This window comes from Streptomyces sp. NPDC002309, from assembly GCF_053593375.1.
In genome coordinates this window covers 40103-64617 of the sequence record NZ_JBSFCI010000038.1, presented here as the reverse complement: position 1 = coordinate 64617, position 24515 = coordinate 40103, and the positions used below count along the sequence as shown (strand labels likewise).

Here is a 24515-nt window from a genome sequence, read left to right as displayed (position 1 = left end):
CTCTCGCGGCTTTCCTCCGGGCGCTTCCCTTCGGTCTTGCGTTTCCGACTCTATCAGATCTTTTCTCGACCCGATTTCCTCGGTGCTTTCCAGGTTCTCGCTTTCGCGTTTCCCTTTCCGGCGGTTCCGACTTTATCAGAAGTTTCGAGCCGGACTGACCGGCCATCCGTTCCGATTAATCGGGGGTAGCTTCTCGAAAACTGTTGCTCCAAGAAGCGAATAGATTCTCAAGGTGCCGACCGGATCAAGTCCAGTCCAGGCAACTGTTTGAATCTACCTCCCCACCTGCTCCGTGTCAACGGCTCCTGTGGGGCGAAGAGGAGACTAGCAGTCCCGCGGGCCTGTCCGCACATCAGGCGGCGGTCGGCACCGTGGCGCTTCGCTCGGCCGCGTCCACGTCACCCGTTTCGCCGTACTCGGCGGCTCGCCGTCCGAGTACGTAGACATAGGCGAGGAAGACGACTTCGGCGACGACTCCGATGCCGATGCGGGCCCAGGTCGGCAGGCCCGACGGGGTGACGAAGCCTTCGATGGCGCCAGCGACGAAGAGGACGAGGGCCAGGCCGATCGCCATGCCGACGGCGGCTCGGCCCTCCTCGGCGAGAGCCTGCCTGCGTGTGCGTGGTCCTGGGTCGATGACTGTCCAGCCGAGGCGCAGTCCCGTGCCGGCGGCCACGAAGACCGCGGTCAGTTCCAACAGGCCGTGCGGGAGTACCAGGCCGAGGAAGGTGTCGAGTCGGCCCGCCGAGGACATGAGGCCGAAGCCGATGCCGAGGTTGAGCATGTTCTGGAAGAGGATCCACAGGACGGGCAGGCCGAGGAACACTCCGAAGACCAGGCACATGGCGGCGGCCTGGGCGTTGTTCGTCCAGACCTGGGCCGCGAAGGACGCTGCCGGGTGGGTGGAGTAGTAGCTCTCGTACTGGCCGCCGGGGCGCGTGAGCTCACGCAGTTCGCTGGGCGCCGCGATGGTGGCCTGGACTTCGGGGTGCACTCCGATCCACCAGCCGAGGAGCGCCGCGACGAGTGTCGACAGGAGCGCGGTGGGAACCCACCAGTGGCGCGCTCGGTAGACGGCGGCCGGGAAGCCGTGGGCGAGGAAGCGGGTGACATCGCGCCATGAGGCCCGTCGAGTGCCTGTGATCGCACTCCGCGCGCGTGCGACCAGTTGGCTGAGGCGAGCCGTCAGCTGGGGATCGGGTGCGCTGGACTGGATCAGGGAAAGATGAGTGGCAGTGCGCTGATAGAGCGCGACGAGTTCGTCCGTCTCCGCGCCGGAGAGCCGGCGCTGGCGCCGGAGCAGGTCCTCCAGGCGGTCCCATTCCGCTCGGTGGGCGGAGACGAAGACGTCGAGGTCCATCGGTGTGCCTGCTCCTCGGCTGCTCGTCGGCGGGCCCGTCGTGAGCATCAGCTTGTCGTACTGCGATGCTCAGTGCCCTCAGCTTGGCAGACTGACCGTTACGGGGGCAGGCCAGGGGAAGGACGGCGGGCGTGAGTGAGCTGGTGACGGGTGAGGCGGTGGCGCTGGAGTTGCGCCCTGCGAGGCTGCCCAGCAGGGCGCTGGCCGTCCTGCTCGATCTGGTGGTGGCCGTTGCCGCGTATGTGATCGTGACCGTGGTCCTGGTGATCTCCACGGCCTCCCTCGACGAAGCGGCGCGGATCGCGGTGTCCATCGCGACGTTCCTGCTGGTTCTGGTGGGTGCGCCGATCGCCGTCGAGACGCTCAGCCACGGGCGGTCGCTGGGGAAGATGGCGTTCGGGCTCCGCGTGGTACGCGACGACGGCGGACCCATCCGGTTCCGGCACGCGCTGGTCAGAGGTGCGATCGGTGTCGTCGAGATCCTGCTGACGTTCGGGATCGTCGCGTGCATCGCTTCGCTCGTGTCGGAGCGCGGGCGCCGGCTGGGGGATGTGTTCGCCGGGACTCTCGTCGTGCGAGAACGGATTCCCGCTGCCCGGACGCGTTTCGTGCCGCCGCCGCCTCCGTGGCTGGCCGGGCGTTTCTCAGGTCTCGACCTGTCGGCGGTCCCTGATGGGCTGTGGCTGGCGATACGGCAGTACCTCACCCGCATGCAGCAGCTGGACCCCCAGGTCGGTGGGGCCATGGCCGGACGTCTCGCCGCCGACCTCGCCGAGCGGACGGGAACCCCGGTGCCGCAGGGGATACCGCCCGCCGCCTACCTGGCCGCGGTGGTGCAGGAGCGGCAGGCGCGGGAGATTCGGCGCGCCCACGCGAACGACGCCCATACCCCGGGGCCTGGTGGTGGCGCAGGTGGGCACGGGCGCGGCAAGGCAGCGCCTGGCGGGTACCCCTCCCCCGCCTACTCCGCCCATCCCGCAAGTCCCGCCGATCCCGCCCACTCCGGGTATCCCCCGATCGATCCTCCGTCGGCGGACACGGATGGCCCGTCGACCGGCTTCGCGCCGCCCGCCTAGACCGTCACCGCACCTCCGGCGACGCACCGCTCAGGGAAAGACGGACGGTGGGGACTCCAGGTCCTCCAACTCGACGCCGGGCGCCGCGAGGACCACGTCCCCGGCAATGTGCACGAGGTGCTGCTCGCCCGTGTCCAGAGCCGTGACCTGGTACTCATCCACGATCAGAGAGCCGTTGTCAGTGCCGTGTGCTTCTCTTCTCAGCAGAGCCCAGGACTGGTCCACGGTGCGCGGAGCGAGGACCGGATCCGTGAAAGCGACCAGGCGTACGCGGGTCGCGGAGTCGGAAGGGGTGAGGCGCAGCAGACGGGTGGTGGCGATGAGGAACGCGGGGGAAGTGCCGGTGAAAGCGTGGGCGCCCACGTTGCCTTCCGTGGCATCGGTGCCGGTGGGGTCGGTACGGACCCAGGTGACGCCGTCGAGGGCGGCGCCGCGCACCTGCCAGCCCGCGGCGTGGAGTTCGAGCCGGATGGGGCGGCCCAGTTCGTCGAGGGCGAGGTCGACGGAGCCGCGGTGATCGCCGGAGGGGGCGGTCAGCTGGGAGACATAGCGCCAGCCGGACGGCCCGGGGGCGCAGTGGAAGTGCTCGTCTGCGAGGGGGGTGTGATCGTGCGGATCGTGGAGCGAATAGCGGCCGCGGGGCATGGGGGTCCTGGGGTGTGACGGGGTGGTCCGGTTCGCCGCGACCGGTCGGTGACAGCCGGCGCGGCAGGGCACGGCCAAAGAGGCAGGCCCCCGGCACGGGGGTGCGGGGGCCTGCCTCGGACGACCCGCTGCTGAGCTGCTCGTCAGTGCACGGGCGGGCAGCTCAGCGGGGGCCTGCTGCGAACAACGCTCAGTAGCGGTAGTGGTCCGGCTTGTACGGGCCCTGGACCTCGACACCGATGTAGTCGGCCTGCTCGGGGCGGAGCGTGGTCAGCTTCACGCCGAGCGCGTCGAGGTGGAGACGGGCGACCTTCTCGTCGAGGTGCTTGGGCAGCACGTAGACGTCGGTCGGGTACTCGTCGGGCTTGGTGAACAGCTCGATCTGGGCCAGGGTCTGGTCCGCGAACGAGTTGGACATGACGAACGACGGGTGGCCGGTCGCGTTGCCCAGGTTCAGCAGGCGGCCCTCGGACAGCACGATGAGGACCTTGCCGTCCTCGAAGGTCCACGTGTGGACCTGCGGCTTGACCTCGTCCTTGACGATGCCGGGGATCTTGGCGAGGCCGGCCATGTCGATCTCGTTGTCGAAGTGGCCGATGTTGCCGACGATCGCCTGGTGCTTCATCTTGGCCATGTCCGAGGCCATGATGATGTCCTTGTTGCCCGTCGTGGTGACGAAGATGTCGGCCTTGTCGACGACCTCGTCGAGCGTCGTGACCTGGTAGCCGTCCATCGCCGCCTGCAGGGCGCAGATCGGGTCGATCTCGGTGATGATCACGCGGGCGCCCTGGCCGCGCAGGGACTCCGCGCAGCCCTTGCCCACGTCGCCGTAGCCGCAGACGACGGCGGTCTTGCCGCCGATGAGCACGTCCGTCGCGCGGTTGATGCCGTCGATCAGGGAGTGGCGGCAGCCGTACTTGTTGTCGAACTTCGACTTGGTGACCGCGTCGTTGACGTTGATCGCCGGGAACAGGAGGGTGCCGTCGCGGTGCATCTCGTAGAGACGGTGGACGCCGGTCGTGGTCTCCTCGGTCACGCCGCGGATCTCGGACGCCAGCTGGGTCCACTTCTGCGGGCTCTCGCCGACCGTGCGGGTGAGCAGTTCGAGGATGACGCGGTGCTCGTCGGACTCGGCGGTGTCGGGCGAGGGGACCTTGCCGTCCTTCTCGTACTCGACGCCCTTGTGCACCAGGAGGGTGGCGTCGCCGCCGTCGTCCAGGATCATGTTCGGGCCGCCGGTGGGCGTGTTCGGCCAGGTCAGGGCCTGCTCCGTGCACCACCAGTACTCCTCGAGGGTCTCGCCCTTCCAGGCGAAGACCGGGATGCCCTGGGGGTTGTCCGGGGTGCCGTTCGGGCCGACGGCGATGGCGGCGGCCGCGTGGTCCTGGGTGGAGAAGATGTTGCAGGACGCCCAGCGGACGTCCGCGCCCAGGGCGGCGAGGGTCTCGATGAGGACGGCGGTCTGCACGGTCATGTGCAGGGAGCCGGTGATCCGGGCGCCGGCGAGGGGCTGCGCCTCGGCGTACTCGTTGCGGATCGCCATCAGGCCCGGCATCTCGTGCTCGGCGAGGGTGATCTCCTTGCGGCCGAACACGGCAAGGGAGAGGTCGGCGACCTTGAAGTCCTGTCGGTTCTCGACAGTGGTCATGCGGGCTGCTCCTCGGTGGTGTGGGTCGAGGTGGGTACGACTGTTCTGCGCGGCGGCGGACACAGGGGTGCCCGAAGAGCACGCGGGCATACACGTGCGCGCAACGCAGTCCGTCGGAGGCCCTCTCTCCCTCGGCCGGTCCGCTGGGGACCGCCCGACCGCCATCAGCAGCGACGTCTGACTCCGTCCCAAGCTACACCGGGCGGCCGATCCGCCCCCAGTCCGCCTGCGAACAATTCACGCCGAAAACGGCACATGGTCACTGTCGGCCACGCACCGTCGTAACGGCGGCTACGGCCCGGCGTCGGAGTGGTGGGGGTGTGGGGGAATCCCGTTCGCGCAGTAGCCGGCCTGGCCCGGGGCTCACAAGCGTCCGGGGGCCCGCCGAACGAATGACGAATCGGCGGGCCCCCGGACGTGGGAGAGCGAAGGAGGTCAGTGTCCCGTGGTCTGGCTCGGACCGCCCGGGGAGGCTTCCGGCTCCGCGCCCTCGGTGGCTTCCGCCTCGCTGTAGATGTCCGGCTCCAGGTAGATGACGCGGGCGATCGGGACGGCCTCGCGGATGCGGGCCTCGGCGGCGTCGATGGCGGCGGCGACCTCGGCGGCCGTGTTGTCGTGGCGCACGGCGATCTTGGCGGCGACCAGCACCTCCTCGGGGCCGAGGTGCAGCGTGCGCATGTGGATGATGCCGGTGACGGTGGTGCCGTCGACGATCGACGCCTCGATCTTCTTGACGTCCTCGATTCCGGCCGCCTCGCCGAGCAGCAGCGACTTGGTCTCCGCGGCCAGGACGAGCGCGATCAGGATGAGCAGGACGCCGATGCACAGGGTGCCGATGCCGTCCCAGACGCCGTCGCCGGTGAGCAGGGCGAGGCCCACGCCGCCGAGGGCGAGGATCAGGCCGACCAGGGCGCCGAGGTCCTCCAGGAGGACGACCGGGAGCTCGGGCGCCTTGGCGTGACGGACGAACTCCTTCCAGGACTTGCTGCCTCGCAGGGCGTTGGACTCCTTGATGGCAGTCCGGAAGGAGAAGGTCTCGGCGATGATCGCGAAGATCAGCACGCCCACCGGCCAGTACCAGTGCTCGATCTCGTGCGGGTCCTTGATCTTCTCGTAGCCCTCGTAGATGGCGAACATGCCACCGACGGAGAAGAGGACGATCGAGACGAGGAAGGCGTAGATGTAGCGCTCGCGGCCGTAGCCGAACGGGTGTTGCGGGGTCGCCTCGCGCTGGGCCTTCTTGCCGCCGACCAGCAGCAGGCCCTGGTTGCCGGAGTCGGCGAGCGAGTGCACCGACTCGGCCAGCATCGACGACGAGCCACTGAAGAGGAACGCCACGAACTTCGCTACCGCGATAGAGAGATTGGCGAGCAGTGCCGCCACAATCGCTTTGGTGCCGCCTGACGCGCTCATGTGTTCGCGTTGTCCCTTCGTACGCCGTCCACCAGGGCCTGGCCCGTTAGCGGGTTTTGCCGGTCCTTTGCCGGTGGGCCATTGTTGCAGCCCTGTCCGACGGCGGCGCGCCAGGTCGGCACACCCGTCGGATCAGGCCACCACGGTCGCCCGGAAGAGCGTTCCCGTACCGGACACTTCGGCTTTTTCGCCGGCCGCCACGAACACCGAGCGGCCGGGCGCCAGTTCGTGCTCACCCGCCCGGACCGAGCCCGCGGTGCAGAGCAGGATCTGCGGCGTCTCGCGGGTGAGGTCGCGGGGGGCGCCGCCCTCGGAGAGGACGTACCGGGACAGCCGGAACTCGTCGATCGGGGTGTCGTAGACCTCCTCGCCGTCGGAGGACGCCTCCGGGCGCAGGACTCCCGCGTCGCCGGCCTCGAAGCGGACGACACGCAGGAGTTCGGGGACGTCGACGTGCTTGGGCGTCAGACCGCAGCGCAGGACGTTGTCGGAGTTGGCCATGATCTCGACGCCGATGCCGCTGAGGTAGGCGTGCGGGATGCCGGCGCCGAGGTACAGGGCCTCACCGGGCTGCAGGCGGACGTGGTTGAGCAGCATGGCGGCGATCACGCCCGGGTCGCCCGGGTAGTGGTGGGCGATGCCGGCGTAGGGCTCGTACTCGCCGCCGAGGCGGGCGCAGGCGGCGGTGGTCTCCGCGACCGTGCGGGCCATGTCCTCGGGGTCCGCGGTGAGTACGGCGGTGAGGACCTCGCGCAGCGCCGACTCCTCCGGACGGGCGCGCAGCAGATCGACGTACGGCTTGAGGGAGTCGACGCCGAGGCCGGCGAGCAGGTCGGCGGTCCGGCTCGGCTCGCGGAATCCGCACAGGCCGTCGAACTCGCTGAGCGCGCAGATCAGTTCCGGCTTGTGGTTGGCGTCCTTGTAGTTGCGGTGCGGGGCGTCCACGGGGACGCCGCGGCGCTCCTCCTCCTCGTAACCCTCCTTCGCCTGGGCCAGGTCGGGGTGTACCTGGAGGGAGAGGGGGGCGCCCGCGGCGAGGATCTTCAGGAGGAAGGGGAGCGTGGTGCCGAACTTGGCCACGGCAGCCGCGCCCAGCTCCTTCTCCGGGCCGGCCGCGATCAGGTCGACCAGCGTGCCACGCTCGGTGCGTGAGGGTGCGCCCGGGTGGGCGCCCATCCACATCTCTGCCTGGGGTTCACCGGTCGGCTCGACACCGAGCAGCTGCGGGATCGCGGTGGTGGAACCCCAGGCGTAGGGGCGGACGGTGTTGTCGAGGCGGTCCATTCGAATCTCTCTGCCGGGGTCAGCTGCGCACCGGACGTGCCTACGAACGGCGTGCCAGGTTCGTAGGCCGTTCGTACGCCGTTCGTACGTCTTCGGTTTTCTTCGCGTAGGGGCGCCGGTTCCTCCCGTGTACGGAGGTCCGGGCGTCCTGAGCCAGATCAGGCCCTCGAGGCGAGCGCCAGGTAAACGGCGGCGAAATCCGTGATGGCGATCAGTTCGGAGAGGGTCTCCAGCTCGTCGCCGGGTTCCGGCTCCAGCTCGCTGATCGGTGTGTCGTGGCCGAGGGCCAGCTCGCGGGCGGCGGGGGCGGCGGTGAGACCGCCGATCGGGCGGTCGCGGAGCAGCACCACGTGCGCGTGCAGCGCGGGCTGCTCCTCGACACGGTCGCGGAAGAAGTCGTCGGGGTCGGCGCTGGCGGCGAGCCGGCCGGCCAGCAGAGCGCTGTGCGAGGCGAGCGCCTCGGGGAGTTCGGCCGCCAGGGCGGGCCGGCCGGCCAGTTCCGCGAGGCTGGCGGCGAAACGGCGGCCCGCGGGACCGGCCGACGTGCCCTCCGTCCAGATCACCGGAAGCGCGTCCGCGAGCTCTCCGGCGAGGGTCTTGGCGGCGTTGCTGTAGGCCTCGATGGCCGGCCCGCACCGTTCGGCGATGTGGTCGAGGCGGTCGGCGATCTTCTCCAGCGCCTCCGGCGGCGCGGTGACCAGGCCGATGCGGTCCAGCAGCGCCAGCAGCGGGGTGAGCAGCGCCCACAGGACGCCGGGCGCGGACACGGCGAGCGGCGGCTGCTCGTCCTGTTCGTAGGGGGCGGTCGCCATCGGTACGAAGAGGCCGTGGGCGCCCGCGACGGCCTCGGCGAGCGGGGTGCCGGCCGGCGCGACGGCGGCGACCGTGGAGCCGCGGCGGTATGCCTGCTCGGCGAGCAGGGACAGGCCCGGTTCGGTGCCGTCCGGGGTGGCGATCAGGAGCAGGTCGACCGAGCCCGCCCAACCGGGCAGCTCCCAGCGCAGGGCTCCCGCGGCGGGGGCGACACCGGTGGGCGCGAGGCGGATGACCGGGCTGCCTGGGCCTGCCAGCGTGCCGAGGAAGTCGGCGGCGTGGGCGGCGGCGGCGCCGGGGCCGGCGATGAGGACGGCGCGGGGGCGGCCGTCGGGTTTCAGCTCGCCGACTCCGGCCTCGACGGCGAGCCGGGCGGCGGTGCGGACGCGGGCACCGGACTCGGCGGCGCCGCGCAGCAGGCCGCGCTGGTCGGCCTCTGCGAGGCCCTCCGGGGAGTCGAGCAGCGAATCGTCGAGCATGGGCGGCAGCCTCCGAACGCCTGGGTCGGCGGTTGTGCGGGCGGCGGGTCCCTCTTGGGGTGGACCCGGTCCGCGCGGACGTCTGTGGACCGTTACGCCGGGCGGCGGGCCTCGTCGACGAGGAGGACGGGGATGTCGTCGCGCACGGGGTACGCCAGGCCGCAGTCCTGGCCGGTGCAGACCAGCTCGGCGTCCTGCTCCGAGAGGGGGGCGTGACAGGCCGGGCAGGCGAGGATCTCCAGGAGGCCGGCTTCGAGCGGCATGAGGGGTCCCTTCGGGGCGGGTTGCGGGTACCGGTTCGCGTATGTGTGGTTGTGTGGATGTGCCTGGTCAGGGTACCGCCGTGGGGGCGAGGGTGTACGGGGTTGGGGCGGCACGGTGACGGGGGTGGCGCCCGGGGCCGGGGCGAGGGCCGCGCCCACCGGCGCCGGAACCGCCGTGCGGGCGCCGTGGGTGGTACGACGGGATGCCGTCGCCACCCCCGTCACCGTGCCGCCCCGAACCCGCCCTCGCCGCCCCTGGCCCACCGGCCCGGGTACCCCTCACCCGGCCCCGGCCCCACTCGCACCCGGGCGGGACCGGCGCACGCGCGCGCGGATGATCACGGCGGGCTCACGCCCGGAAGGCCCGGACGGCCCGCACACTCACGCACAGCCCTACCCGGCGCCCTCGCGCCCGGACGGCTCGGCGCACGCCCGCGCGCGGACGGCCCCGGTCGTTTCGCCGTCCGCACGGCGCAGCCGTACCCGGCGCCCTCTCACGCAGCCGGACGCCGGCACGCTCACGCCCGGATGATCCCCAGCGCCTCGTCCCGCACCCGTGCCATCGTCGCCTCGTCCCGTGCCTCCACGTTCAGGCGCAGCAGCGGCTCCGTGTTGGACGGGCGGACGTTGAACCACCAGTCGTCGCCCGTGACCGTGAGGCCGTCGAGTTCGTCGAGGGTGACGCCGTCACGGCCCTCGAAGTCCGACCTGAGCGCGGCGAGGCGGCCCTGCTGGTCGTCCACGGTGGAGTTGATCTCGCCCGAGCCCGCGTAGCGGTCGTACTCGTCCACCAGGGCGGACAGCGTGCCCTTCTGGCCGCCGAGGGCGGCGAGGACGTGGAGGGCGGCCAGCATGCCCGTGTCGGCGTTCCAGAAGTCGCTGAAGTAGTAGTGCGCGGAGTGCTCGCCGCCGAAGATCGCGCCGGTGCGGGCCATCTCGGCCTTGATGAAGGAGTGGCCCACGCGCGTACGGATCGGCGTGCCGCCGTTCTCCTTCACGACCTCCGGGACCGTCCACGACGTGATCAGGTTGTGGATGACGATGCCTTCGCCGCCGTGCTTGGCCAGCTCGCGCGCGGCGACCAGGGCGGTGATCGCGGACGGTGAGACGGGGTCGCCGCTCTCGTCGACGACGAAGCAGCGGTCGGCGTCGCCGTCGAAGGCGATGCCGAGGTCGGCGCCCTCGGCGCGCACCCGCTCCTGGAGGTCGACGATGTTGGCCGGATCCAGCGGGTTCGCCTCGTGGTTGGGGAACGTGCCGTCCAGCTCGAAGTACATCGGCACGAGGTCCAGGGGCAGGCCCTCGAAGACCGTGGGGACCGTGTGGCCGCCCATGCCGTTGCCCGCGTCGACGACGACCTTCAGGGGGCGGATGGAGGTCAGGTCGACCAGCGAGCGCAGGTGGACCGCGTAGTCCTCCAACGTGTCACGCTGCGTGATCGTTCCCCGCTGCGCGGCCGGCTCCGGCGCACCCGAGTCGCTCCACCGCTCCACGAGTTCGCGGATGTCGGCCAGGCCGGTGTCCTGGCCGACCGGGGCGGCGCCCGCGCGGCACATCTTGATGCCGTTGTACTGGGCCGGGTTGTGCGAGGCCGTGAACATGGCGCCCGGCAGGTTCATCGCGCCCGAGGCGTAGTACAGCTGGTCGGTCGAGCACAGACCGATCTCCGTGACGTCGACGCCCTGCAGCGCCGCCCCGCGCGCGAAGGCACGGGACAGCCCCGGGGACGAGGGCCGCATGTCGTGCCCGATCACGATCGCGTCGGCTTCGGTCACTCGGGCGAACGCCGCCCCGAAGAGCTCGGCCAGCGACTCGTCCCACTGGTCGGGGACGACTCCGCGCACGTCGTACGCCTTCACGATCTGCGACAGATCAGCAGCCACGGCCAACCCTCCTGGAAGTACTGTCGGAACCCCCAAACTACCCGCCCCGGCCGACAGCGCACGACGCGGACCGAAACTGGTCCCCCAGCCGTAACCCTGAGGTCAGGGCAGCATCCAGCCGAGCACCGGTGAACTCTGGCCGACCACAATCAGACACATCACGAGCAGCAGCGCCAGGCTCCACGGCAGCACCTTGCGCAGCAGGTCTCCCTCCCGGCCCGCGAGGCCGACCGCGGCGCAGGCGATCGTGAGGTTCTGCGGGGAGATCATCTTGCCCAGGACGCCGCCCGAACTGTTGGCGGCCGCCAGCAGCTCCGGCGACAGTCCCGACTCGCGCGCGGCGGTCACCTGGAGCGCCCCGAAAAGGGCGTTGGCCGAGGTGTCCGACCCCGACACGGCGACCCCGAACCAGCCGAGGACCGGCGACAGGAACGCGAGCCCCGCGCCGGCCGCCGCCACGAAGTGGCCGATGGTGGCCGCCTGTCCGGAGAGGTTCATGACGTAGGCGAGGGCCAGCACGGAGGTCACCGTCAGGATCGCGAACCGCAGTTCGTGCACGGTCGCGAGCCACTCCTTGACCGCCACGCGCGCGTGCACCCCGATCACGACGGCCGTCAGCATGCCCGCGAGCAGCACGAGCGTGCCGCCGGTGGACACGATCGGCCAGATGAACACGTTGCCGCCGACCCGCTCCCCGTCCGGGTCGAGAACGTCGAGGAAGGGCCAGTCGTAGGTCTGAGTGGCCCCGGTCAACCAGTCCTTGACCACCGGAATCTGCGCCACGGAGAAGACCGCCACGATCAACGCGTACGGCGCGTACGCCCGCACGACCTCTCCGCGCGGGTCCCGCTCATCGAGTTCCTCGCTGCGGGCGCCGGTCAGCACGGACACGCGGACGGACTCGGTGGCGGGCCTGCGCGACCGCGGCACGGCGATCAGGGCGCCGGCTCCCGCCAACGCCGCGGCGATGTCGGCGAGTTGGGCGGAGAAATAGTTGGAGGCGGCGAACTGGGCGACGGCGAAGGCGATTCCGCACGCAATCGCCGGCAGCCAAGTCTCCCGCAGACCGCGCTTCCCGTCCACGAGCCCGACCAGCACCAGCGGCACCACGAGGGCCAGCAACGGGGTCTGACGCCCCACCACGGAAGCCACGTCCTCCAAGGGGAGTCCGGTGACCTGGGCGAGCGTCACCACCGGCGTGCCCATGGCGCCGAACGCCACCGGCGCCGTGTTGGCGACCAGCGCGACGACGGCCGCCTTCACCGGATCGAAGCCCAGGGCGACGAGCATCACCGCACTGATCGCGACGGGTGCGCCGAACCCGGCAAGCGCTTCCAGCAGGGCACCGAAACAGAACGCGACGACGAGCGCCTGGATGCGTGGGTCGTCGGAGAGTCGTCCGAACGACCGGCGCAGGATGTCGAAGTGCCCGGTCCGCACCGTCATCCGGTACACCCACAGGGCGTTGACCACGATCCACAGGATGGGGAAGATCCCGAACACCGCACCGTGGACCGCGCCGGAGATCGTCTGGTCCATCGGCATGCCGTACGCGAGCGCGGCGACCAGGACGGCCGCCAACAGGCCGGTAAGGCCCGCGAGATGGGCCTTCATGCGCACACCGCCGAGCAGGATCAGGACGATCGCCAGCGGCAGGAACGCCACCAGGGCGGACAGGCCGAGCGAGCCGGCTACAGGGGCCAGTTCCTGGACGTACACGAGCGCCTCCCCGGATTCCGCCATGCGGAAAGCGATTTCTCACGGGCGAAGGAATGGTCGTGTCCGCGACAAGCGCGCGTCAATGGGTGTGCGCCATTCGACGAATGAGGCGGGTGGGACCACGGGGGAGGAGCGAGAGAAACCGTGGAGACCCGAGAAGAGCCGAAGTGAAGCGGGGAGAACCGAAGAGAATGCAGAAGACCTGAGGAGAACCGAGGAGAGCCGAAGAGAACTGACCGACCGCTCAGTTGTCCGGGGAGCGCAGAACCCGCAGATGGCCGCGGCGCGCGACCTCCATCGGGTCCGCCGCACGGCCACCGCCGCCCGCCTGCGCCGCGCGCTGCTGGGGCCGCGCGGCCTCCCGCACGGCGTTGGCCAGCGCTTCCAGGTCGTCACCACTGGGGCGGGCGGGGGCGGAAGCGTCGAGGAGCCGGACGACCTCCCAGCCGCGCGGAGCGGTGAGGCGCTCGGAGTGCTGGGCGCACAGGTCGTAGCAGTGGGGTTCCGCGTAGGTGGCGAGCGGGCCGAGGACCGCGGTCGAGTCGGCGTAGACGTACGTCAGCGTCGCTACGGCGGGACGGCCGCAAGCGGTGCGCGAACAGCGACGTACAGGGCTCACGACGTTGGACGGTACCGCACTCTTGAGCGGGCCGCGACGACTCTCCACCAGGTCACTCCACCGTGTCGTGTTGTGGAACGCCCCACAGGCCCCTTCGGGCACACGCCGCTGACCTGCGTGGACATGCCTGTGCAGCGTGCCGTACGACCATGAGACCGGTCAACACTCCGTAGGAACGTCGTCAATTGCCTCGTGATCGCCGGTCTCGGAGAGATACGGAATCGCGCTCAAACCTAGCCGGAACGGTCATCCGGAGACATACCGAGGAGCCGCGGCCGGGGAACCGAAAGGGAGCGTGGACACCCGGCACGCGCCTCGCACGAGGACTACGCTTCACCAGTGATGGACAACCGAGTACCGCCCCGTGCCGCAGGCCCCGGGCCCCGCCGCCGTGATCGTCACGGCCGGGGCATGCGCGGGCCGATCGCGCCTCCTCAGGTGCCGCTCGCGGCGAGCCGGGCCGAGGCGTTCGCCGATCTGGTGCAGGACTCCGTGGAGCGCCTGGAGCGGCGGTGGCCGCAGCTCGCCGAGGTCGACTTCCTCGTCCTCGAAGTACCGCGGCTGGACGGTCCCGGGCAGGCGTGGAACGACGAGGCCGTACCGCTCGGCGGTACCGTCCCGGCGGCCGAGGGGCGTCCCGGGCGGGTGGTCGTCTACCGGCGTCCCGTCGAGATCCGCACCAAGGGCCGCGACGAGCGGGCGGCTCTGGTCCACGAGGTCGTCGTCGAGCAGGTCGCCGAGCTGCTCGGTCTCACGCCGGAGACGGTCGACCCGCGCTACGGCGAGGACTGAGCAGCCCGCTCCGGCGCCCGCGGAGCAGCGCGTACGCGCCTACTTCTGGAGCACCGACAGATCCTGCTCCGCCTCCGGCACGGCCACCGTCCCCAGGTCGTCGGGCAGGGTCTGCACCGTGAAGGCGGGGACGCCGTCCTGGGTCGCCGCGAGGGTCCGGGACGCGTGGACCGGCCCGCCCGACACCAGCTCGACCGTCAGCGCGTACGTGCCCTTGAGGCCGCTGGGCACCGGCACCTCGACGTCCTGTGTCGTGCCGGCCTTGACCGCGAACGTCTTCGACACCGGCTCACCGCCCTCGGTGCCCGCCGACGCCGTGACCTTGACCTGCGCCGCCTCGCCCGGAGCGACCAGCGACAGGGTCACGCCCTTCTCCGTGTTGCCGACCGACGTCGCGCGCGTGCCCACGGCTCGCGTGGCGGGGATGAACGCCGTCTCCCGGGAGTCACCCTTGCCGCGCACCACCTGCACGGCGGCCACGACCGGCACCGCCTGGTCCGAGGGCGTCAGCACCAGGGACCCGGCCTCGCCGCGCGTCACGTCGCCGAGGTCGAGGACGGTCGTCATGCCCGACTTCACGCGCAGGGTCTCGCTGCCGGCCGGGGTGATCAGGCCGTTCGGCGAGGCGAGGCGCACCTTGAGGTCCGCGTCGGCGTCGCCCGGTGTGAACGCGATCAGGCGTACTTCCGCGGCGTCTTGGGGAATCCCCGGGATAACCAGGCTCGCCGCCGGATCGGCCGCCGCCGCGAGCCAGTCGCCGCCCGCCTCGTCGTCCAGTGCCTGCACCGCGGCGCCGACCCGCCCGCTGCGGACGTTCACATGGACGGTGACGTCGGCCTCCTCGGCGTCGGTCAGCGTGGACAGCAGGATCGGCTCGCTGGAGCGGGGGGCGACGGTGATGCCCTCACCCACGGTGGACTGGAGCTCCCCGTCCTTGCCGAACAGCTCGATGTCCACCACGGCGGCGGAGTCGTCGGGGTTCGTCAGGTGCGCGTAGTCGGTCCGTCCGGCGGCCGTACTGGCCCCCGGGAACCAGAAGTCGGTGTCCGGAGCCGAGCAGTTGACCCCGAGCAGACCCCGGCCGGCGCCGGCCGCGACCTCGGTCGTCTGCTGCACGGTCCAGCCGGGGGCGAACTTCCCCTCCGCCGTGCCGATCAGCGCGGGCTCCTCACCTCCCGAAGTCTCCCCGGTGACGGGCGTGCCGGGCTCCTCGGGCTTCAGCACGGGCTTGTCGGCCTTGCCACCGCCGGCGGGCAGCAGCTCGGCCTTGCCCTCGCTCCCCGTGCCGTCGGTGACCGGGGTGAAGGAGGAGTACGTCGTCTCGGCGAGGTCGGAGGTGCTCGGCGTCGGGCAGGCCAGGCTGGAGCGCTCCACCGGCAGCTGGGCGGCGGCCTTCGCGGTGCCGGTGCCGGTCGCCTCCGGGGCGGACAGCGTGGCGAACCCGGTGACGGCCGCGAGCGCGCCGGCGCCGGCGATCAGGGACAGGGTGGTGCGGTTCACTGCTGACTCCCGTCGGGGCGCTCGTTGCCGCTGCCATGCGGGTGCTGCTGCTGCGCCGGGTCATAGGCAGGGTCGTAGCCCTGCGGGTACTGCTCGTAGGGCTGCTCGTACGCCCCGGGCTGCTGCTGCCCGTACGCGTACGGGTCGTACTGCCCGCCCTGGTAGGGGTCCGCCTGGTACCGGTCGTTCTGGTACGGCTGCCCGTAGCCGTCCGCGGGATACTGCCGGCCGGTCTCCTGGTACTGCTGCTCGCCGCCGTACGTGCCGTACTCGGCGCCCGCGTAGCTCGCGGTGTCCCATTCCCCGTAGGACGGCTGCTCCGGTACCGAAACCGAGGTCTCCTCCTGCTCGGGAGCCGTGAACTCCTCGTCCTGGCCAGCCTCTTCGGCCTCGGCCTGGGCCCGCAGGCGGCGGGCGCGGCGGCCGTCGCCCGCGAGGTCCTGCGCGGGGATCAGCGGCTCCTCGGGAAGGTCGTCGTCGACGTCACGGCGGCGCCCCGGCAGGGCGAGCACGACGAGGACGACGGCGAGGAAGCCCTGCGCCCACAGCCAGGCGGTGTGACCGAACGGGTCGTCGTAGGTGACGTCCAGGGTGCCGCCGCCGGCCGGGAGTTCGAAGCCCTGGGCCCAGCCGTCCACGGTGGTGCGGGTCAGCGGCTTGCCGTCGAGGGTGGCCGTCCAGCCGTCGGACGCGGTGTCCGCGAGGCGCAGGACGCGGCCGTCGGCACCGGCGGGGACCTCGGTGTGGATCTCGACGGGTCCGGCGGCGACCGGCTGCGGGGCGCCCGACCCGGAGGCCGGGACGACGACCGCGCGCGCGACCTGGCGGTCGACCCTCCACAGGGCGCTGCCGTCCCCCTGGCTGAGCCGGCTCAGGCCGGGGGTGGCGTCGAGGACCCGGCTGACCTCGCGGGGCGCTCCCTTGTGCACGAGGACGTAGCGCACGGCGAAGTCGCCGAGCTGGTCGGCCTGGTCGGCGCCGGAGCCGGCGACGAGGTTGGCGACGACCTTGTCGAGCGCGGCGTTGCCGCCGTCGGCCGCGGCGAGTTCCGCGTCGCCGAGGCGGGCGCCGGAGCCGCGGACCAGGGTGTAGCCGACGTGGGCCGGGGAGTCGCTGTCGAGGACGAGGGTGCGGGCCTGGTCGCGCGTGCCGCTCTCCTCGGCGACGAACGCGGGCACCTGCACCGGGTCGCGGCGCTCCACGGGGCCGTCGGCGCCGCGGATCATCCAGCCGACGGCGAGGATCAGCGGGCCCGCGGCGGCGGCGAGGGCGATGAGCGCGGCGACCGGCTGGCGCCAGCCGAAGCTCTGCTCGGCCACGCGGGTGCGTGCCCCCTCGGCGCCGATCACGGCGGCCGTCAGAAGCGCGATGCCGTAGACGAGGGTCGCGGGGCCGGCCCAGGCGGAGCCGTTGGACAGCACCGCGAGGACGAGGCTCACCAGGGCGACCGCCCAGGCCGACCAGATGCCCCGCCGGCGCTCCTCGCGCAGCAGGGCGGCCAGGGCCGCGAGCACGATGCCGAGCAGCGTCAGGCCGCTGACCGTGCCGGGTCCGCCCGGGCTGGCGCCGAGCAGGTCGAGGGCGGAGGCGGCCGAGCCGCCGTACTCCAGGCCGGCTTCGCGGAAGAAGCCGAACGGCAGCAGGGTCAGCGACCAGGGCGCGAGGACCAGCAGGGGCGTGCCCAACTGCGTCAGAAAGCGCAGGCCGTAGGCGGCGATGTCGCCGCGGCGCACGGCGAGCAGCATGACGCCGAGGATCAGCGCGACGGGCCACACGATCGGCGTGAACGCGGTGGTGACCGTCAGCAGCAGCGCGTAGGCCCAGGTGGCGCGCCAACTTCCGCGCGCGTCCGTGGTGTTCGCGAGACCGCCGGCGGCGACGGCCGCGCGCGCGAGGAGCGGCAGCAGCACGGCGAGGACGGCGGTGCCGAGCCAGCCGCCGGCGAGGGCGCCGGTGGCGGCGGGCAGGAAGGCGTAGGCGACGGCCGCCCAGGCGCGCAGCAGCCTGGACTCGACGAGCGGACGGGAGGCGAAGTACGCGGTGAGTCCGGCCAGTGGCACCGAGCAGACCAGCAGCACCGTGACCGCGAGGCCCGTGGAGCCGAACAGCGTGGAGGCCAGCATCGCCACCAGCGCGAGATACGGCGGCGCGGAGCCGTTGCCGCCGGCGCCCACCGGGTGCCAGGAGTCGAGGTAGCGCGACCACAGCGCGCCGGAGTCGGCGGGGGCGGGCAGCAGGGCGCCGCCCGCGAGGGAGCCGCCGCCGAGGAGTTCGCGGCAGGCGGCCAGCGAGACGAACAGCAGGACCAGGAAGAGCATCGGGGCGGGGTTGCGCGCGATGCGCTTCAGGCGGGCGAACTGCTCGATCTGCAGGAAGTCCCCGTCGTCGCCGGGTCCGGATTCGCCCCCGCCGTGCCGGCCCGCGCCCGAGGTGACCTCCGGGTCGGAGCTGCTCAGGACGCTGCCCGCCACTTGTTCGACGGTGGCCCGCACCGTCGCGCCCGGCGGCGGGAAGAGCGGGCGCAGCTCGCCCTTGTCGACCGTCGGCCGGCCACGCCTGCGGCGGCCCGCGATGATCCGCTCGGGCCGCAGAAGCACACCCATCAGGCCGCGGATCTCGTCGACCGCCTGCCCGGGCACCTTGCCCACCAGATAGGCGAGAGTGCGCAGCAGTGTGCCGAGGACGAGTCGGAGCAGCACCCAGGGCAGCACGGCCGAGCGGGCGTTGACGAGGAGGGTGTAGACGGCGCCGGCCTTGTCGACCTTGTGCGGGGAGGCGGTGGTGCGGCCCGCGCAGTCGACGGCGCGGCGCTCGCGCGAGGACGCCTCGGCGTGGCGTACGACCGCTTCGGGGGCGATGAGGACGCGGTGCCCGGCGGCGTGGGCGCGCCAGCACAGGTCGACGTCGTCCCGCATCAGCGGCAGGCGCCGGTCGAATCCGCCGAGTTCCTCGAAGACGTCGCGCCGGACCAGCATTCCGGCGGTGGACACGGACAGCACGGTCCGGACCTGGTCGTGCTGGCCCTGGTCCTGCTCGCGGCGGTCCAGGCCGGTCCAGCGGCGGCCGGAGTTGGCGATGCTGACGCCGACCTCGAGGAGCTGCCTGCGGTCGTACCAGCCGCGCAGCTTGGGGCCGACGACGGCGACGTCTTCACGGCCGAGTTCGAGTTCGTTCTCGACCACGCGCAGCAGCTCGGCCAGCGCGTCGGGTTCGGGTGCGCAGTCGTCGTGCAGCAGCCACAGCCACTGCACGGGCTCGCCGTGCGGCAGCTCGGGCATGTCGTAGGCGTCGTCGCGCCAGCTGCGCGTGACGGGATCCCAGCCGCTGGGCCGCTTCAGGTACGGCAGCTCCTCCGGGGTGAGGAGGGGCGCCGCGCGGTTGACCTCCTCGACGGCCTGGCCGAAGCCGGTGCGCCGGGCGAGGTGCACTACGCGGTCGGGGCCGAGCGCGTCGGCGACCTGCTGCGCGGAGTCGTCCGCACTGCCGGTGTCGGCGGCCATGGCGAACTGGACCGGCCGCTCCTGGCCGAGCAGCCCGGCGAGCGCGTCGGGCAGCCAGCGGGCGCCGTCGTGGGAGACGAGGACCGCGGTCACCACATGACGCGGGAACTCTGGTGTGGCAGCGGCATCGTGATGGGCTGCCGTGTGGCTGTGCACGGACATCGAGGTACGGGCCCCGGTTCGGTGGACTGCGGTGGACACCTGTGCCGTACGGGGGCGGCGGGGTGTCTCGGACGAGCGCCCACACTATCGGCAGAACCATGAGGGGCGGCGCGGAGCGCCTCGATGAGGGGTGGTGGCCGGGCGACCACGGCCCGCAGCCGGTGGACGACCCACCCGCGACGGGCCGTTCGCCCCGTATGCGCCGGGACGACGTGTCCCGTCGGTCAGACGGCCGCCTTCTTCAGGCGTCGGCGCTCACGTTCGGACAGTCCGCCCCAGATGCCGAATCTCTCGTCGTTGGCCAGGGCGTACTCAAGGCATTCGGAGCGGACCTCGCAGGCGAGACAGACCTTCTTGGCCTCTCGGGTCGAGCCGCCCTTCTCGGGGAAGAAGGACTCGGGGTCGGTCTGGGCGCACAGCGCGCGCTCCTGCCAGCCGAGTTCCTCGTCCGCGTCGTCGACCAGCAGTTGCTGCACCAGCTCGGTCATGTGCGCCCCTCGTCTGTCTTCGCGTCCCCGTGATGCGGCCGTTACCGATTCCGGCTGAACGACACGAGTGAAATTACAAGTGTGCTGCTCCGGGCGAGTCAAGCCGAGATCTGCTATTGAGCCCCTTATTCACTCTGCGGAACCAAGGCCGTGCGGAAAGTGTTCAAATCGCCATAAACCTTGACACGCCGTCGAGCCCGGGAGGCCACCGGCCCCACACGAGCCCTGTACGGAGAAGGACGCCCAGTGACTCGATCTCGTTCCGACGCGCACGGCGAAGCGCACCGGATCACATTCGGATCACGGAATGGCAACGACGCCTGCGCGCCCGGTTGTGCGCCATGTGTCCCGGTCAACACGTGAGCAAACCTTTCATCTGAGTGATGAACCGGAAGAGGTGAAAGATGTCCCACATATCGGACGTCGAGTTGACAGTGAAGGTGTCAGCCGGTGTCCTTGTGGGCATGCTCGCGAACTTGGCGCCCACCTCGACCCGCTCCGCCGGGTCCCCCGGTGCTGCCCACGCTCGCCGTAGCTGTTGTTGCTGTTCCGGCTGTTGAGCCCCTCGCGCTCCGGCCACCCCTGAGTCCACGCGACTCGGCTGCTGTTCCCCACGCCCCACCCGGGCGCCCCCTCCCGCCCGCGACCCGGGCGGACGGTCGTGACATCCAGCCCCCCGCCTCTCTCCGCCGAGGAACCACCGCATCCATGAACAGCGACAGCGACCTCCAGATCGCCGGCGACATCCTCGAAGTCCCGCACCTGCTCCAGGCCCCGCGCGAGCACCCGGCCACCGTCGCCGACTTCGTCGGCCTGGCCCGCTCGATCGCGGCCGACCGCGACCGGTGGGAGCACCTCGTCCGGTACGACGCCGGCAGCCGCTGGTACCACCGGCTGCGCACCGGCCCGGGTTACGAGGTCTGGCTGCTGTCCTGGCTGCCGGGCCAGCGCAGCGGACTGCATGACCACGGCGCCTCCTCCGGCGTCCTCACCGTCCTCGCGGGCACGCTCACCGAGCGGACGGAGCGGGGCACGCGCGCGTGGGGGCCGGGCGGGTCACAGGGCTCGCCGTCGGAACGGAGCGGGCAGTGGGGGAGGGTGTTCGCGCCGGGCTATGTGCACGAGATGCTGAACGACACCCTCGAACCGGCGGTCAGCCTGCACGTCTACCACCCGGGCCTCACCGAGATGCCGATGCACAGCCCGCGGTGCACGGCCCTCGCCGAGCTCCCGTAACCGCGTGCCACGGTGTCGTACCCGCCTGCAACACTTGCTCCATGCGGATTGTGGTTCTGGCAGGCGGCATCGGCGGTGCCCGGTTCCTGCGCGGTCTGAAGCGGGCCGTGCCGGACGCGGACATCACCGTCATCGGCAACACCGGTGACGACATCCACCTCTTCGGGCTGAAGGTCTGCCCGGACCTCGACACGGTCATGTACACGCTCGGCGGTGGCATCGACGAGGAGCAGGGCTGGGGGCGGACCGGCGAGACCTTCCGTCTGAAGGAGGAACTCGCGGCGTACGGCGTGGGACCGGAGTGGTTCGGCCTCGGCGACCGGGACTTCGCCACGCACATCGTGCGGACGCAGATGATCGGCGCCGGGTACCCGCTCAGCGCGGTCACCGAGGCCCTCTGCGACCGATGGCAGCCCGGCGTCCGGCTCATCCCGATGACGGACGACCGCGTCGAGACGCATGTCGCCGTGGAACTCGACGGCGAGCGCAAGGCGATCCATTTCCAGGAGTACTGGGTCCGGCTGCGGGCCTCCGTCCCCGCTCACGCCGTCGTGCCGGTCGGCGCCGAGCAGTCCAAGCCGGCGCCGGGGGTGCTGGAGGCCCTCGCCCGGGCGGACGTCATCCTCTTCCCTCCGTCCAACCCGGTCGTCTCGGTCGGCACGATCCTGGCCGTGCCCGGCATCCGGGAGGCGATCGCCGACGCCGGGGTGCCGGTGGTCGGCCTCTCCCCCATCGTCGGGGACGCGCCGGTGCGCGGGATGGCCGACAAGGTGCTCGCGGCGGTCGGTGTGGAGGCGACGGCGGCTGCGGTCGCCGAGCACTACGGCTCCGGGCTGCTCGACGGCTGGCTCGTGGACACCGTGGACGCGGGCGTCGTGGAGCGGGTCGAGACAGCGGGCATCCGCTGCCGGGCCGTACCGCTGATGATGACCGACGAGGAGGCGGCGGCGCAGATGGCGCGCGACGCGCTGGCGCTGGCCGAGGAGGTGCGGGCCTCGTGACCGGATACCGCGTCTGGGCGGTGCCCGGACTGCCCGAGGTGGCGCCCGGCGACGACCTCGCCAAGCTGATCGCCGCCGCCGAGCCGGGCCTGGCCGACGGGGACGTGCTCCTCGTCACCTCGAAGATCGTCTCCAAGGCGGAGGGCCGGATCGTCCAGGCGGACGACCGGGAGGCCGCGATCGACGCGGAGACGGTGCGGGTGGTGGCCCGGCGCGGGCCGCTGCGCATCGTCGAGAACCGGCAGGGCCTGGTCATGGCGGCCGCGGGCGTCGACGCCTCCAACACGCCCGGCGGGACGGTGCTGCTGCTCCCGGAGGACCCGGACGCCTCGGCCCGCGCCCTCCGCGAGGGGCTGCATGACGCCCTCGGCGTCGACGTCGGTGTCGTCGTCACCGACACCTTCGGGCGGCCCTGGCGCGCGGGGCTCACGGACGTGGCGATCGGCGCCGCCGGTGTACGCGTCCTCGACGACCTGCGGGGCGGCGTGGACACCCATGGAAACCTGCTCAGCGCCACCGTCGTCGCGACCGCGGACGAACTCGCCGCGGCGGGCGACCTGGCCAAGGGCAAGACGGGCGGACTGCCGGTCGCCGTCGTCCGCGGCCTGGCGCACACCGTGGCCGAGGAGGACGGGGAAGGAGCGCGGGCACTGGTACGGAGCCCGCGTGACGACATGTTCCGGCTCGGCACGTCGGAGGCCGTACGCGAGGCGGTGACCCAGCGGCGCACGGTCCGATCCTTCACGGACGAGCCCGTCGACCCCGGCGCGGTACGCCGGGCGGTCGCCGCGGCCGTGACGGCGCCCGCGCCGCACCACACCACGCCGTGGCGTTTCGTCCTGCTGGAGTCGCCCGGGGCCCGTGCCGACCTGCTGGACGCGATGCGGGACGCCTGGATCGCGGACCTGCGGCGGGACGGCAAGTCCGAGGAGTCCGTCGCCAGACGCGTGAAGCGCGGGGACGTCCTGCGCAACGCGCCCTACCTCGTGGTCCCCTGCCTGGTCATGGACGGCTCGCACACCTACGGGGACACGCGGCGGGACGGGGCCGAGCGGGAGATGTTCGTGGTCGCCACCGGAGCGGGCGTACAGAACTTCCTGGTGGCGCTGGCCGGGGAGCGGCTGGGTTCGGCCTGGGTGTCGTCGACGATGTTCTGCCGGGACGTGGTCCGCCAGGTGCTGGGGCTGCCCGGCGACTGGGACCCGATGGGAGCGGTGGCGGTCGGCCATCCGGCGGAGGAACCCCGGCCGCGCCCGGCCCGGGACGCCGGCAGGTTCATCGAGGTGCGGTGACCATGCCCCGCGCCCGCCTACCCTCGTAGAGCATCAGTCCTCTCTCCCCTGGGGTCACCTCCATGGCCGGCCGTTTCGCTCCCCGTCCCACCCGTACGACAGTGCGCGGTGGGGAGGTCGCCGTGCCCGCGGGCGTGCCCCGGCAGGCGGCGCCGGCACGGGTCCGGACCTGGACGCCCGAGGGCCCGCTGGAGCTGGGGCTCGTGCTGGGACCCCTGCGGCGGGGCCCCGGCGACCCGACGTTCCGTACGACACCCGACGGTTCGGTGTGGCGGGCGTGTCTGACACCCGCCGGGCCGGGGACCCTGCGGGTGTCGGTGCTCGACGGCCAGGCACGCGGCGAGGCATGGGGCCCCGGTGCGGACTGGCTCCTCGACCAGCTCCCCGACCTCCTCGGCGCCTCGGACGACCCGTCCCTCTTCGCGCCACGGCACCGGATCCTCGCGGTCTCCCGGCACCGGCGGCCGGGGCTGCGGCTGGGGCGGAGCGGGCTGGTGCTGGAGTCCTTGATCCCGTCGATCCTCGAACAGAAGGTCACGACCGACGAGGCGTACCGGGCGTGGCGACTGCTCGTCCGGAAGTTCGGCGAGCCGGCGCCCGGACCGGTGCCCGCGGGCATGCACGTGATGCCGGCGCCGCGCACCTGGGCCCTGATCCCGTCGTGGGAGTGGCACCGTGCCGGCGTCGACGACAAGCGTGCGTCGACGATCCTGCGGTCGGTACAGGTCGCCGCGCGGCTGGAGCAGACGACGGGCATGGAGCCCTCGGCCGCGCGCGCCCGCCTCGAGGTCGTACCCGGCGTGGGGCCGTGGACATCGGCGGAGACCGTCCAGCGCAGCCACGGCGCGCCGGACGAGGTGACGGTCGGTGACCTGCACCTGCCCGGGATCATCGGCTGGGCACTGGCCGGGGACCGGGAGGCGGACGACTCCGTGATGCTGTCCCTGCTGGAGCCCTACGCCGGGCAACGGCATCGCGCGGCACGACTCATCCTGCTCAGCGGCAGGGTGCCCCCGAGGAGAGCACCGAGAATGCCTCGCGGCGACATCGGCCGCTTGTAGCGCCGCAGGAGCCTGCCGGCGCGGAACCAGTCACCGGGGCCGAGGCCCGACATGCGGAACCCGGCGTGGGTGTCGAAGCCTCACGTGCGGAACCCGACGCCGGTGCTGAGGCCGGGGCGTGGCGCAGCCCGGCGGAACGGGGTGCCGCCCGCGCCCACCCGTGCCGCCCCAGGCGGCACGACTGCCCGCGGATGGCGCGCCCGACATGCCCGCCCGCACCCTTCCCGAACCGTCACCCGCGGAGTGTGCGGCACGAAGGACGGCGTTCTGCGCGGGCCGAG

At 72.0% G+C, this 24515-nt stretch carries 19 protein-coding genes; 6 read left to right on the top strand and 13 right to left on the bottom strand.

The window, feature by feature from the left end; translation table 11 throughout:
- Nucleotides 1-352: 352 nt before the first annotated feature.
- On the bottom strand, nt 353-1360 hold the full coding sequence (locus tag ACWCPM_RS27710) for a stage II sporulation protein M (protein WP_450978973.1): 1008 nt from the start codon (nt 1358-1360) through the stop codon (nt 353-355).
- 131 nt (nt 1361-1491) lie between these two features.
- Here ACWCPM_RS27710 and ACWCPM_RS27705 point away from each other — a divergent pair, with 131 nt between their 5' ends.
- Entirely contained in the window at nt 1492-2436 is a 945-nt protein-coding gene (locus tag ACWCPM_RS27705; RefSeq protein ID WP_450978972.1) for an RDD family protein, read from the top strand.
- A 30-nt stretch (nt 2437-2466) separates the two neighbouring features.
- Here the strand turns inward: ACWCPM_RS27705 and ACWCPM_RS27700 are convergent, their stop codons facing one another.
- From ACWCPM_RS27700 to ACWCPM_RS27660, 9 genes are all read right to left on the bottom strand, one after another.
- Nucleotides 2467-3081, bottom strand: coding sequence for a hypothetical protein (locus ACWCPM_RS27700; RefSeq protein WP_450978971.1), 615 nt, complete (start codon nt 3079-3081; stop codon nt 2467-2469).
- A gap of 190 nt (nt 3082-3271) precedes the next feature.
- Nucleotides 3272-4729, bottom strand: a complete 1458-nt coding sequence (gene ahcY, locus ACWCPM_RS27695; RefSeq protein ID WP_450978970.1) for an adenosylhomocysteinase — start codon at nt 4727-4729, stop codon at nt 3272-3274.
- Between the two features lie 435 nt (nt 4730-5164).
- Entirely contained in the window at nt 5165-6142 is a 978-nt protein-coding gene (locus ACWCPM_RS27690; protein WP_450978969.1) for a cation diffusion facilitator family transporter, read from the bottom strand.
- Nucleotides 6143-6274: 132 nt separating this feature from the next.
- Nucleotides 6275-7426, bottom strand: coding sequence for a mannose-6-phosphate isomerase, class I (manA, locus tag ACWCPM_RS27685; protein ID WP_450978968.1), 1152 nt, complete (start codon nt 7424-7426; stop codon nt 6275-6277).
- A 158-nt stretch (nt 7427-7584) separates the two neighbouring features.
- Nucleotides 7585-8718 carry an SIS domain-containing protein gene (locus ACWCPM_RS27680; RefSeq protein WP_450978967.1) on the bottom strand — a complete coding sequence of 378 codons (1134 nt, stop codon included), beginning with the start codon at nt 8716-8718 and terminating at the stop codon, nt 7585-7587.
- A 92-nt stretch (nt 8719-8810) separates the two neighbouring features.
- A complete protein-coding gene (locus ACWCPM_RS27675; protein ID WP_450978966.1) occupies nt 8811-8981 on the bottom strand; it encodes a Trm112 family protein in 171 nt (56 codons plus the stop codon).
- A gap of 518 nt (nt 8982-9499) precedes the next feature.
- The gene (locus ACWCPM_RS27670; RefSeq protein ID WP_450978965.1) at nt 9500-10864 is read right to left on the bottom strand and encodes a phosphomannomutase/phosphoglucomutase; all 1365 of its coding nucleotides are present in this window, start codon (nt 10862-10864) and stop codon (nt 9500-9502) included.
- 102 nt (nt 10865-10966) lie between these two features.
- Entirely contained in the window at nt 10967-12583 is a 1617-nt protein-coding gene (locus ACWCPM_RS27665; protein ID WP_450978977.1) for an L-lactate permease, read from the bottom strand.
- 244 nt (nt 12584-12827) lie between these two features.
- Nucleotides 12828-13250, bottom strand: coding sequence for a DUF3499 domain-containing protein (locus ACWCPM_RS27660; protein WP_450978964.1), 423 nt, complete (start codon nt 13248-13250; stop codon nt 12828-12830).
- Nucleotides 13251-13544: 294 nt separating this feature from the next.
- On the opposite strand from ACWCPM_RS27660, the gene ACWCPM_RS27655 reads away from it, so the two are divergent.
- On the top strand, nt 13545-13994 hold the full coding sequence (locus ACWCPM_RS27655; protein ID WP_450978976.1) for a metallopeptidase family protein: 450 nt from the start codon (nt 13545-13547) through the stop codon (nt 13992-13994).
- Nucleotides 13995-14033: 39 nt separating this feature from the next.
- Here ACWCPM_RS27655 and ACWCPM_RS27650 read toward each other — a convergent pair whose 3' ends face one another.
- The 3 genes from ACWCPM_RS27650 to ACWCPM_RS27640 all read right to left on the bottom strand — a co-directional run bounded on the left by ACWCPM_RS27650 (nt 14034) and on the right by ACWCPM_RS27640 (nt 19644).
- Complete coding sequence (locus tag ACWCPM_RS27650) at nt 14034-15494, bottom strand: DUF5719 family protein (RefSeq protein WP_450978963.1); 1461 nt, start codon at nt 15492-15494, stop codon at nt 14034-14036.
- A complete protein-coding gene (locus ACWCPM_RS27645; protein WP_450978962.1) occupies nt 15491-19156 on the bottom strand; it encodes a glycosyltransferase in 3666 nt (1221 codons plus the stop codon). The genes ACWCPM_RS27650 and ACWCPM_RS27645 overlap by 4 nt, the downstream gene beginning before the upstream one ends.
- Nucleotides 19157-19380: 224 nt before the next feature.
- On the bottom strand, nt 19381-19644 hold the full coding sequence (locus ACWCPM_RS27640) for a WhiB family transcriptional regulator (protein WP_003975777.1): 264 nt from the start codon (nt 19642-19644) through the stop codon (nt 19381-19383).
- A gap of 708 nt (nt 19645-20352) precedes the next feature.
- On the opposite strand from ACWCPM_RS27640, the gene ACWCPM_RS27635 reads away from it, so the two are divergent.
- From ACWCPM_RS27635 to ACWCPM_RS27620, 4 genes are all read left to right on the top strand, one after another.
- The gene (locus ACWCPM_RS27635; protein ID WP_450978961.1) at nt 20353-20880 is read left to right on the top strand and encodes a cysteine dioxygenase; all 528 of its coding nucleotides are present in this window, start codon (nt 20353-20355) and stop codon (nt 20878-20880) included.
- Nucleotides 20881-20921: 41 nt separating this feature from the next.
- Nucleotides 20922-21881, top strand: a complete 960-nt coding sequence (gene cofD, locus ACWCPM_RS27630; RefSeq protein WP_450978960.1) for a 2-phospho-L-lactate transferase — start codon at nt 20922-20924, stop codon at nt 21879-21881.
- Nucleotides 21878-23173, top strand: coding sequence for a coenzyme F420-0:L-glutamate ligase (locus ACWCPM_RS27625; protein ID WP_450978959.1), 1296 nt, complete (start codon nt 21878-21880; stop codon nt 23171-23173). The genes cofD and ACWCPM_RS27625 overlap by 4 nt, the downstream gene beginning before the upstream one ends.
- 62 nt (nt 23174-23235) lie before the next feature.
- The gene (locus ACWCPM_RS27620) at nt 23236-24234 is read left to right on the top strand and encodes a DNA-3-methyladenine glycosylase family protein (RefSeq protein WP_450978958.1); all 999 of its coding nucleotides are present in this window, start codon (nt 23236-23238) and stop codon (nt 24232-24234) included.
- Nucleotides 24235-24515 lie beyond the last annotated feature (281 nt).

Coding starts and splice junctions, on each gene's coding strand:
- ACWCPM_RS27645 (WP_450978962.1), bottom strand. CDS start 19,156: ATGTCCGTGCACAGCCACACGGCAGCCCATCACGATGCCGCTGCCACA.
- ACWCPM_RS27690 (WP_450978969.1), bottom strand. CDS start 6,142: ATGAGCGCGTCAGGCGGCACCAAAGCGATTGTGGCGGCACTGCTCGCC.
- ACWCPM_RS27655 (WP_450978976.1), top strand. CDS start 13,545: ATGGACAACCGAGTACCGCCCCGTGCCGCAGGCCCCGGGCCCCGCCGC.
- ACWCPM_RS27620 (WP_450978958.1), top strand. CDS start 23,236: ATGGCCGGCCGTTTCGCTCCCCGTCCCACCCGTACGACAGTGCGCGGT.
- manA (WP_450978968.1), bottom strand. CDS start 7,426: ATGGACCGCCTCGACAACACCGTCCGCCCCTACGCCTGGGGTTCCACC.
- ACWCPM_RS27710 (WP_450978973.1), bottom strand. CDS start 1,360: ATGGACCTCGACGTCTTCGTCTCCGCCCACCGAGCGGAATGGGACCGC.
- ACWCPM_RS27675 (WP_450978966.1), bottom strand. CDS start 8,981: ATGCCGCTCGAAGCCGGCCTCCTGGAGATCCTCGCCTGCCCGGCCTGT.
- ahcY (WP_450978970.1), bottom strand. CDS start 4,729: ATGACCACTGTCGAGAACCGACAGGACTTCAAGGTCGCCGACCTCTCC.
- ACWCPM_RS27700 (WP_450978971.1), bottom strand. CDS start 3,081: ATGCCCCGCGGCCGCTATTCGCTCCACGATCCGCACGATCACACCCCC.
- ACWCPM_RS27640 (WP_003975777.1), bottom strand. CDS start 19,644: ATGACCGAGCTGGTGCAGCAACTGCTGGTCGACGACGCGGACGAGGAA.
- cofD (WP_450978960.1), top strand. CDS start 20,922: ATGCGGATTGTGGTTCTGGCAGGCGGCATCGGCGGTGCCCGGTTCCTG.
- ACWCPM_RS27680 (WP_450978967.1), bottom strand. CDS start 8,718: ATGCTCGACGATTCGCTGCTCGACTCCCCGGAGGGCCTCGCAGAGGCC.
- ACWCPM_RS27635 (WP_450978961.1), top strand. CDS start 20,353: ATGAACAGCGACAGCGACCTCCAGATCGCCGGCGACATCCTCGAAGTC.